The organism is Intestinimonas sp. (assembly GCF_026169115.1).
GTDB lineage: Bacteria > Bacillota > Clostridia > Oscillospirales > Oscillospiraceae > Intestinimonas.
This window is the reverse complement of record NZ_JAPFEA010000015.1, coordinates 1-10,745: the sequence shown is the minus strand read 5'-3', so window position 1 is coordinate 10,745 and position 10,745 is coordinate 1. Positions and strand designations below refer to the sequence as shown.

The window sequence follows — 10,745 nt, the reverse complement described above, 5'->3', positions numbered from 1 at the left end:
GCCTGTGCCTGGACGTCCAGGTCGTGGGCCGGGCCGGCGACGAGCTCGCGCTGAGGGGGGCCGGCGGGGAGGCCGGCCGGCCGGGCCGCGGCCGGGGCGGGGGCGGCGTGGAGGGCGGCGGCGCCGAAGCCGCACCCCCCGCCGCCGTCGTAGCCGTAGAAGACCTCGCCGTCCCGGACGCGCGCAGCCTGGGAGGTGCCCCCGTCGTCTCCCTTCAGCTCGAGCTCGCGGCCGTCCCGCTCCGGCTTGAGGGTACGGTAGTTGATGGTCTCCGGCTTGAGGACCTCGCCGTAGGACCAGTCCAGGATCTGTTCCGGGGAGGCGATGCCAATGCGGATGGCGTCAAACTCAGCGTAGCTCATATTTTATCGTCCTCCCTTTCTCATTCCATATCGTCCTGGTCGCCGTCGAGGGACAGTTCGCCCTCTTCGAACTCCAGCTCGCTGCCGCCGTCGGAGACAGCCAGGTCGTCATCGTCGCTTTCCGCCTTCAGCGTGAAGCCGGCGGCGGCGAAGTCGGACTCCCCGCCGGCGTTGTAGCCGTAGAAGTCGTCGTCGTCCCGGATGCGGTCAGGCTGGTAGGTGTCCTCGTCGTCTTCCTTGAGCTCGATCTCGTTGCCGTCCCGGTCCAGGACCTGGATGTCCAGGCACAGGGCCTGGAGCTCCTTCACCAGAACCTTGAAGGACTCGGGCACGCCTGGCTTGGGCACGTTGTGGCCCTTGACGATGGCCTCGTAGGTGTGGACACGCCCGGTGACGTCGTCGGACTTGACGGTAAGGATCTCCTGGAGGGTATAGGCGGCGCCGTAGGCCTCCAGGGCCCACACCTCCATCTCGCCGAAGCGCTGGCCGCCGAACTGGGCCTTGCCGCCCAGGGGCTGCTGGGTGACCAGGGAGTAGGGGCCGGTGGAGCGGGCGTGGATCTTATCATCCACCAGGTGGTGGAGCTTGAGGAAGTAGACGTAGCCCACGGTGACGCGGTTGTCGAACCGCTCGCCGGTGCGTCCGTCGTAGAGCCAGCTCTTGCCGTCCTCGGCCAGGCCGGCGGCCTGGAGGGTGGCGGCGATCTCGGGCTCGTTGGCGCCGTTGAAGATGGGGGTGGCCACCTTCCAGCCCAGGGCCTGGGCGGCATAGCCCAGGTGGACCTCCAGCACCTGCCCGATGTTCATACGGGAGGGCACGCCCAGGGGGTTCAGGACGATGTCCAGGGGGGTGCCGTCGGGCAGGAAGGGCATATCCTCCTGGGGCAGGATGCGGGAGACGACGCCCTTGTTGCCGTGGCGGCCGGCCATCTTGTCGCCCACGGAGATCTTACGCTTCTGGGCGATGTAGACCCGGACCACCTCGTTGACGCCGGGGGAGAGCTCGTCGCCGGCCTCGCGGGTGAAGACCTTCACGTCCACAATGATGCCGCTCTCGCCGTGGGGCACCTTCAAAGAGGTGTCGCGGACCTCCCGGGCCTTCTCGCCAAAAATGGCGCGGAGCAGCCGCTCCTCGGCGGTGAGGTCGGTCTCGCCCTTGGGGGTGACCTTGCCCACCAGGATATCGCCGGCCCGGACCTCGGCGCCCACGCGGATGATGCCGCGCTCGTCCAGGTCCTTCAGGGCGTCCTCGCCCACGTTGGGAATGTCCCGGGTGATCTCCTCGGGCCCCAGCTTGGTGTCCCGGCTCTCGGTCTCGTACTCCTCGATGTGGATGGAGGTGAAGACGTCCTCCTTCACCATGCGCTCGTTGAGGAGGATGGCGTCCTCGTAGTTATAGCCTTCCCAGGTCATGAAGCCCATGAGGATGTTCTTGCCCAGGGCGATCTCGCCGTTGGAGGTGGAGGGACCGTCCACCAGCACGTCGCCCTTCTCCAGGCGCTGGCCCACGCTGACGATGGGGCGCTGGTTGATGCAGGTGCCGTGGTTGGAGCGCATGAACTTGGTGAGCTTGTATTCCACCACCCGGCCATCGTCATAGCGGACGGTGATATACTGGGCGGAGACCTTGGTGACCTCGCCGGGACCCTCGGCTAGAATGACGATCTCGGAGTCGATGCAGTTCTTGTGCTCCTGGCCGGTGGCCACGATGGGGGCCTGGGTGGTCAGCAGGGGCACGGCCTGACGCTGCATGTTGGCGCCCATCAGGGCGCGGTTGGCGTCGTCGTTCTCCAGGAAGGGGATCATGGCGGTGGCGATGGACACCATCATCTTGGGGGAGACGTCGATATAGTCCACCTGCTCCCGGTCCACCTCGATGACCTCGTTGCGGTGGCGGCAGGTGATACGGGCATTGAGGAGGAAGCCGTTCTCGTCCACGGGCTCGGTGGCCTGGGCGATGGTGTACTCGTCCTCGATGTCGGCGGTCATATAATCGATCTCATCGGTGACCCGGCCGGTGGCCTTGTCGATCCTCCGGTAGGGGGCCTCGATGAAGCCGTAGCGGTTGATGCGGGCGTAGGAGGCCAGGTAGGAGATCAGGCCGATGTTGGGACCTTCCGGGGTCTCGATGGGGCACAGGCGGCCATAGTGGGAGTAGTGGATATCACGCACATCGAAGGAGGCCCGGTCACGGGATAGGCCGCCGGGGCCCAGGGCGGACATACGGCGCTTGTGGGTCAGCTCGGCCAGGGGGTTGGTCTGGTCCATGAACTGGCTCAGGGGGGAGGAGCCGAAGAACTCCTTGATGGCGGCGGTGACGGGCCGGATGTTGATGAGGGACTGGGGGGTGACGATGTCCAGGTCCTGGATGGTCATGCGCTCCCGGATGACCCGCTCCATACGGGAAAAACCGATGCGGAACTGGTTCTGGAGCAGCTCGCCCACGCAGCGCAGGCGGCGGTTACCCAGGTGGTCGATGTCGTCGTGGGTGCCCACGCCGTTGGACAGGCAGTTGAGGTAGTTGATGGAGGCCATGATGTCCTCCACGAAGATGTGCTTGGGCACCAGGTCGTCCACCCGGTCCTTCACGGCCTCCCGAAGGCCCTCCTCGTCTCCCTCGTACTGCTCCAGCAGCTCCCGGAGGAGGGGGAAGTAGACCTTTTCGGTGATGCCGCACTCGGCGGGGTCGAAGGGCAGGAAGCCCTTGGCGTCCACCATATTATTGGAGAAGACCCGGACCAGGGTGCCCTCCAGGTCCAGGACAGCCTCGTTGACGCCCTTGGCCTCGAGCTCCAGGGCCCGCTCCCGGGTGAGGACCTCACCGGCCTCGGCGATGATCTCGCCGGTGGTGGGGTCGGCGATGGGCAGGGCCAGCTTCTGGCCGTTCAGGCGGGACCAGATGGCTAGCTTCTTGTTGAACTTATAGCGGCCCACGGCGGACAGGTCGTACCGGCGGGGGTCGAAGAACAGCGCATTCAAGAGGCTCTCGGCGGAGTCCACCGTGGGGGGCTCGCCGGGGCGCAGCTTGCGGTAGATCTCCAGCAGGGCGTCCTCCCGGGTCTTGCAGGTGTCCTTCTCCAGGGTGGCCAGGATGCGGGCGTCCTCGCCGAACATGTCGATGATCTCCGCGTCGGTCCGGGGGCCCACCGCCCGGATGAGGCAGGTGATGGGCAGCTTGCGGTTTTTGTCGATGCGGACATAGAAGAGGTCGGAAAGGTCGGTCTCGTACTCCAGCCACGCGCCCCGGTAGGGGATGACGGTGGTGCCGTAGGTGACGTTGCCCGCCTTGTCCTCATTTCTGGAGAAGTAGACGCCGGGGGAGCGGACGATCTGGGAGACGATGACCCGCTCCGCGCCGTTGATGACAAAGGTGCCGGCGTTGGTCATCAGGGGGAAGTCGCCCATGAAGATCTCCTGCTCCTTGATCTCCTCGGTCTCCTTGTTGCGCAGGCGCACCCGGACCTTGATGGGGGCGGCATAGGTGGCGTCCCGGGCCTTGCACTCCTCCACATCGTACTTGGGGGCTTCATCCATGGTGTAGTCGATGAAGCTCAGCTCCAGGTTCCCCGCGTAGTCCGTGATGGCGGCCACATCCTTGAAGACCTCCCGCAGGCCGGTGTCCAGGAACCACTGATAGGAATGCTTCTGGACGTCCAGCAGATAGGGCATCTCCAGAATCTCCTGGTGGCGGGCATAGCTCTTCCGCAGGGTCTTGCCGTAGTAGACATCCTTGACCATGCCGTTCAGCTTGTCGTTGACCATTCCGAAAATCACACTCCGTTTTCTCGCATTCGGCGCCAAAAGCAAGGGCTTTCGGCTGTTTTCCCATGGCTGCACAGGCCCTTTCCCGTGGAAATGGCCAAAAACGCCGGCTTCGCTGCACTCGACACACGCGGCGGCGTTGTTGCTTTGTTTGTGCTCCCCTCTTGCGCATATCCACCAAAACTGCTATACTTGACCCAACGTGGGAGGGTATCAGAAGCAGCCCCGGGACATACGGGAGCATTTCAGTATACCATGTAGATTTTCCCACGTCAAGTCCTTTTGCCATGAAGTTCGGAGTGATCCGGACTTTTTTTCATATTGCGGGGCCTTTTCCCCCCCGCCGGGGCGGTCCGGCCCACCCCGCCGGAGAAGTGTTAAAATTTTGTCAGAAAGTTTGAAACCTTTTGTCACATTTCACCGTCTAAAATCGATGTATGATATAGACGAGAGCATCCCGCGCAAAATGGAGTTTGGAAGGAGTCTTTACCATGAAACGAAGCTCGCGCGCCCGCATCCTTTCGGCGCTTTTGACCCTGGCTATGGTGTTCACCATGCTCCCCGCCGCCTGGGCGGCGGAGGGCAAGCCTTCAATTATTGATCTTGAATCCTCTTATACTATCAAGGCCGGCGAGTCAAAGGAAATGACGCTCAAATTAAGTGATGACAGCTTATCAGATATTACGTGGTCCGTGACTGGTCAGGATAAAGGCATAACTGCCAGCTTTTCTGCCAACACGCTGACCATTCAAGTCTCCTCTGATGCAAAGCACGATGATACCGTAACCTTGACTGTCACCGCAGAATATACCATTCCTGACACGTTGGAAGAATCTGACCCCCTCGAGCCAAAGAAGGGGACCAACAGTGTGAGCCAAAACTGTACTGTCACTGTGCAGAATGAGGCCCAGGCGGATAAAAAGGTCACAGGTATTGAGCTTACCGCCACTTCTCAAGCTCTGAATCTCACTGATAACAAGACCTCCGAAATCTCTGTTGCGATAACGCCCCAGGATGCCACCAACAAAGCTGTTGTCTGGTCCGTCAAAGGCGACGCTGTCGCCCTTGGCAGCAGCAATGGAGACTCCAAGCGGACAGTGACCGCCCAAAAGGGCGGCACTGCCACCATCACTGTGACCGCCCAGGATAGCAGTAATGTCTCCAACTCTATCGAAATCACCGTGACCGATGATACCCCCGTTCCGGTCACCGGCGTATCCCTGAACAAAAACTCCCTGTCTCTCACGGTGGGCGGCAAGGATACCCTCATCGCCACCGTTGCCCCTACGGATGCCACCAATCAGAGGGTGACCTGGAAGTCTGACAACGATAAGATTGCTTCTGTGGACAAAGATGGCAATGTTACCGCCATTGGTCAGGGCAACACCACCATTACTGCCACCACGGACGACGGTCAAAAGACGGCCACCTGCACCGTCACCGTCACCTCCTCTACTGTGGCCGTCACCGGGGTGAAGCTGGACAAGGCCACTGCCACTGTGAACGTCAACGGCACCACCCAGCTCACCGCCACGGTGGAGCCCTCCAACGCCACCAACAAGACCGTGACCTGGACCTCCTCCAACACCAACATCGCCACCGTCGACGCCAACGGCAAGGTCACCGGCAAGTCCGAAGGGAAGGCCGATATCACCGTCACCACCGCCGACGGCGGCAAAACCGCCACCTGCAAGGTCACCGTCACCAAGGGCGGCGTATCCACCATCACCTACTCCGTGGCGGTGGACAAGACCCTGACCCTGGACCGCAGCGACTTCAACCGCGTGTGCGTTGGCGTGTACGGCAACACCCTGGACTATGTAAAGTTCGGTAAGAGCTCCTCCACCAAGGGCACCCTCTACTTTGGCTACACCGAGGGGGACGGCGGCTCCAAGATCTCCACCCTCACCAAATATCATTACTCCAACAGCGGCAACAAGCCCATCTCCCAGATCACCTTCGTTCCCGACGGCAATAGCGGCGACACCGTCACCTTCCCCTATGTGGGCTATGACTCCACCGGAAAGAGCTACAACGGCACCCTGGAGATCCGTCTGACCGCCCCCTCCGGCGACATCTCCTACGAAACCGGCAAGAACGAGCCCATCACCTTCACCGACAGCGACTTTAACAGCATCTGCAAAAAGATCACCGGCTCCTCCCTGGACTATGTGACCTTCGGCTCTGTGAGCTCCTCCAAGGGCGCCCTCTATGTGAATTATGGCGAAAAGAAGGAAGAAAAGCTCTCCACCTCCGACAAGTGCTATTACAACGACTCCCCCGCCCTGAGCAGCGTCACCTTCGTCCCCAAGGACGGCTACACCGGCACCTTCACCATCTCTTACTCCGGCCGCAGCAACGCCCGGGACAGCTTCTCCGGGTCCGTGAAGATCACCGTGCGCAAGAGCAGCTCCACCCTCTCCTACACCGTGGACCCGGGCAAGACCCTGGCCCTGGACGACAGCTACTTCAACGACTTCTGCAAGGACGAGACCGGCCACAGCATGGACTATGTGCAGATCACGCCCCCCTCCTCCTCCAAGGGCACCTTCTACTATCGCTACGGCGAGAACCGCCACGAGGAAGAGGTCTCCTCCTCCGACAAGTATTACCGTTCCTCCTCCCCCCGGCTGGACGACGTGACCTTCGTCCCTGACGACGATTACACCGGCACCCTCTCGGTCTCCTTCTCCGGCAAGAGCACCGACGGCGAGAGCTTCTCCGGCGCCATGAAGATCCGGGTGGGCGACGCCGACGAGGGCGACATCACCTACAAGGCCGCCGCCGGCGCGCCCGTCACCTTTGACGACGACGACTTCAACGCCTACTGCAAGGACGCCACCGATTCCAGCCTGGATTACGTCCGCTTCTCCCTCCCCAGCTCCTCCAAGGGCACCCTCTACTATCAGTACGACGAGAGCGGCGAGAAGAAGGTCACCAGCTCCACCTCCTACTACCGCACCTCCTCCCCCCGGCTCCAGGATGTGACCTTCGTCCCCGACAAATCCTACACCGGCAGCGTGGAGATCTCCTTCACCGGCCGGAGCACCGACGACGACAGCTTCTCCGGCACCGTGGTCATCGTCTATTCCGCCCCCAAGGACGCCCCGGCCATCCGCTATTCCACCGGGTCCGCCCCCGTCAATTTCTCCTCCGCTGACTTTGTCAGCGCCTGCGCCGCCCGGGGCGCCGGCTCCCTCACCTCTGTGAAATTCGAGCTGCCCTCCACCGCCGCCGGCAAGCTCTACTACGGCTACACCGGCCCCAACAACTACGGCGGACTGGTGAGCCCCGCCATCTCCTTCCCCGCCGCCGGCGGCAGCGGCTCCATCTCCGCCGTCACCTTCGTGCCCAGGGCCGGCTACAACGGCACCATCTCCATCAACTACACCGGCACCGACAGCAAGAACAACACCTTCACCGGCAAGGTGGAGATCACCGTCACCCCCTCCACCCAGTCCCGCCGCTTTACCGACATGGGCAGCCACGGCTGGGCCGCCGCCGCGGTGGACTTCCTCTATGAGGGTGGCGTCACCACCGGCACCAGCGCCACCACCTACGGCCCCTCCCTCAACATCACCCGGGGCGACTTCATCCTGATGCTCTACCGGGCCTTCGACCTCACCGCCGCCGCCACCGACGGCTTCAAGGATGTGCCCGCCAACAGCTACTACGCCCAGGCCATCTCCGTGGCCAAGGCCCTGGGTATCGCCCAGGGCGGCAGCGACGGCGCCTTCCGCCCCACCGCTCCTCTGACCCGTGAGGACGCCATGGTCTTCCTCCACCGCACCCTCAGCCGCACCGGCAAGACCCTGGCCGAGGCCCCCGCCGCCTTCCTCAACCGGTTCGCCGACGGGAGCAGCACCTCCAGCTACGCCCAGAGCTCTGTGGCCTCCCTGGTCCAGGCCGGCGTCATCCAGGGCGACAACAACGGCCGCCTCAACCCCAAGGGCTCCCTGACCCGGGCCGAGATGGCCGTCATCCTCCACCGGGTGCTCACCCTGTGAACTGACCCCCTCTGGCAGGCCCCGTATCCAACCGGCGTTTCACAGACCGGCCCGCCGCCGCGGCTCCCCGCGGCGGCGGGCTTTTTTCTGCCCATTGTCCGTCCCTTCACAGTTTATTCACAATTTCCCTTTCTTTTCAGGGTTGACGACTCGGTGACAGTGTGTTACAATTTGGTTACAATTTTTAAGAAATCCTTAGGAGGCATATAATGGCCGAAGAAAAGATTCCCCTGACCTACAAGGGTCATCCCCTGCGCCGCAAGGACAACCTCATCTACTACGGCAGCATGGCCGACAAATACATCATCATGCTCCAGGTGATGGACACCAAGAAGGTGGACGATCTGGATGTGGCCACCCGTGTGGCTGTTCAGCTCCAGCTCACCGACCCCGACCTCAAAAGCCGGGACCGGGTGGTCAAGAAGACCGAGAAGGACAGCCTTTACACCGCCATGGACGTGGCTTCCGTCTGGCTGGCCCGGGCTCTGGCCGGCAAGTAAACCGTACGTCATCCACACCAAAGAGATTTTGATGGAGGGGTCATACCAATGATACAGTCGTCTCGCCTGCTGCGCGTCGCTCTGCTGGGCGCCGTTCTCACCGCCATGTGCACCATCGGCGCATCCGCCGCCTCTCTGGGCGCCGGAACGGTCACCGCCGACGCGCTCCGGCTCCGTTCCACCCCCGCCGCCGAGGGCGAGATCCTGGCCACCGTCTCCAGCGGCAGCAGCGTGATCGTGCTGGACGAGGCCGAGGACGGCTGGTACAAGGTCAACTACAACTCCGTGGAGGGCTACATGTCCGGGGAGTACCTGGACGTGGCCACTAAGACCGAGACCGACCTGGGCTACGGTGAGGTGACCGCCGACGGCTCCTCCCTGAACATGCGCGCGGGCGCCAGCACCACCTTCGATTCCCTCTGCTCCATCCCCAGCGGCACCGTGCTGGAGCTGGACGGCATTTATGAGGGCTGGTACAAGGTTACATACGCCGGCAACACCGGCTACGTCAGCAGCGACTATATCACCATCACCACTGAGCCCGCCGCCACTGTCGCCGCCTCCTCCGCCCTGGGCGACCAGATCGTGGCCCTGGCCAAGCAGTATCTGGGCACCCCCTATGTCCTGGGCGGCAACGGCCCCAGCAGCTTTGACTGCTCCGGCTTCACCAAGTACATCTATTCCCAGTTCGGTTCCTCCCTCAACCGCACCGCAACCGACCAGCTCCAGAACGGCGTCTCCGTCAGCCGGGACGAGCTGCAGCCCGGCGACCTGGTCTTCTTCAAGTACCGGACCAGCAAGCCCGTCTCCCATGTGGGCATTTACATCGGCGGCGGCGAGTTCATCCACGCCTCCACCAACCGCTATGTGGTCCAGATCGACCAGATGAATTCCGGCCACTACGCCAATGTCTACGTCTACGCCCGCCGGGTCCTTTGATCCCCCTCTGACAACTCCATTTTGAGCCTTTCCGTGCGGGAGATTTTTTCTCCCGCACGGTTTTTTTACGCTCCCCCTCCATCGCATGGACAACGCAAAAAAGGTCCCGTTCTGCCCAAAGGGCAAAACGGGACCTTTGCTTATCGGAACAATGGCCGTCCGGGGGCTTTATTCCTCGGGCTTGTCGTCCGCCAGGGGCTCCACCACAACGGGCTCCTCAGCGGCGGGCGTCTCCTCCGCCGGCTCCCCCTCACAGCCGCAGCCACAGCCGCAATCGCAGGTGTAGGCGGCAACATCGTCGTCGTCGATGTTGCCCGCCCGCTTGATCTCAGCGATCTTGGCCTTGTTCTCCTCCATGCGCTGCTTGGCGGCGGTGATCTTCTCGCACAGGGCCACATAGGCGCCCTCGGGCGCCATGCCCCGCTCAGCATAATAGAGCTTGCCCAGGTCGATATAGGCTTTGCGGATGGTGTCCTCCTCAGAGGAATTGGCGATGTTCAGCTTGGCAACGTCGGTGAGCTCCTTGGCCTTGGCCGCACCGGCCTGCGCCAGATCCAGCGCCTTCGCCTTCAGGTCGTCAAAAGAAGTCATAAAAAAACCTCCTGTCAGTTTGGTTTGGGCTTCTGGCCTTATTCTATACCGAGGGACCCGGCCGCGCAAGTCCATCCTTCCCGAATTAACCGAATTTTAATCAATTTCCAAGGCGGGGCACATAATGTAGTGCCATGCCCACCTACGGACAGGACATTTTTGTCGAATGCAAACTTTTGCCACATCGGCATTATCACTAATTTTTATCCGTTAGTAACACAGTTCCATCCAGGGAGGCACTTCATCTGGCATCTTCTTCGCTCTCCTCCACCACCTTATCCCCCGCGGCATCCACGGCGGCCTGGCCGGCCTTGAGGAGCTTGGTGAGCCATGTGGGGACCTTGGCCCCCATGGTCACAGCGTTTTCCGCGATAGAGCCCAGCTCGGTGATGCAGTACCAGACCAGCACCATGGGACAAACCAGACCCCGATAGGCTATGGGGAGCTGGATCACCGGCAGGTTGGCGAGGATCAGGGCAAGGAGCATATCGGCGCCGGCGGCCACAATGACCACCACCACCATGCCCGCCTTGTGCCAGATCCCGGCCCGGGCCTCTTTGGAGGACCACTGGCCGTCCTTGGCAG

General features: G+C 62.3%; 6 protein-coding genes and 1 pseudogene. 3 read left to right on the top strand and 4 right to left on the bottom strand.

Annotated elements, in window-relative coordinates; genetic code table 11:
• Together Q0Y09_RS01310 and rpoB are read right to left on the bottom strand one after the other, a co-directional pair.
• Positions 1–362: pseudogene (locus Q0Y09_RS01310) on the bottom strand (hypothetical protein); the annotation flags it as partial.
• 20 nt (positions 363–382) lie between these two features.
• The gene (gene rpoB, locus Q0Y09_RS01305; protein ID WP_297716602.1) at positions 383–4,099 is read right to left on the bottom strand and encodes a DNA-directed RNA polymerase subunit beta; all 3,717 of its coding nucleotides are present in this window, start codon (positions 4,097–4,099) and stop codon (positions 383–385) included.
• Positions 4,100–4,614: 515 nt separating this feature from the next.
• Between rpoB and Q0Y09_RS01300 the strand changes: the two genes are divergently transcribed.
• The 3 genes from Q0Y09_RS01300 to Q0Y09_RS01290 all read left to right on the top strand — a co-directional run bounded on the left by Q0Y09_RS01300 (position 4,615) and on the right by Q0Y09_RS01290 (position 9,569).
• Complete coding sequence (locus tag Q0Y09_RS01300) at positions 4,615–8,130, top strand: Ig-like domain-containing protein (protein ID WP_297716597.1); 3,516 nt, start codon at positions 4,615–4,617, stop codon at positions 8,128–8,130.
• A gap of 209 nt (positions 8,131–8,339) precedes the next feature.
• Positions 8,340–8,630: a hypothetical protein gene (locus tag Q0Y09_RS01295; protein ID WP_297716595.1), complete on the top strand. Its 291-nt coding sequence runs from the start codon at positions 8,340–8,342 to the stop codon at positions 8,628–8,630.
• A gap of 48 nt (positions 8,631–8,678) precedes the next feature.
• Positions 8,679–9,569 carry a C40 family peptidase gene (locus tag Q0Y09_RS01290; protein WP_297716593.1) on the top strand — a complete coding sequence of 297 codons (891 nt, stop codon included), beginning with the start codon at positions 8,679–8,681 and terminating at the stop codon, positions 9,567–9,569.
• Between the two features lie 168 nt (positions 9,570–9,737).
• On the opposite strand, the gene Q0Y09_RS01285 is transcribed toward Q0Y09_RS01290, so the two are convergent.
• On the bottom strand, positions 9,738–10,160 hold the full coding sequence (locus Q0Y09_RS01285; protein WP_297716591.1) for a serine proteinase: 423 nt from the start codon (positions 10,158–10,160) through the stop codon (positions 9,738–9,740).
• Positions 10,161–10,401: 241 nt separating this feature from the next.
• Positions 10,402–10,745, bottom strand: a 344-nt coding sequence (locus Q0Y09_RS01280) for a phage holin family protein (protein WP_297716589.1), incomplete at its 5' end; no start/stop codon positions are given.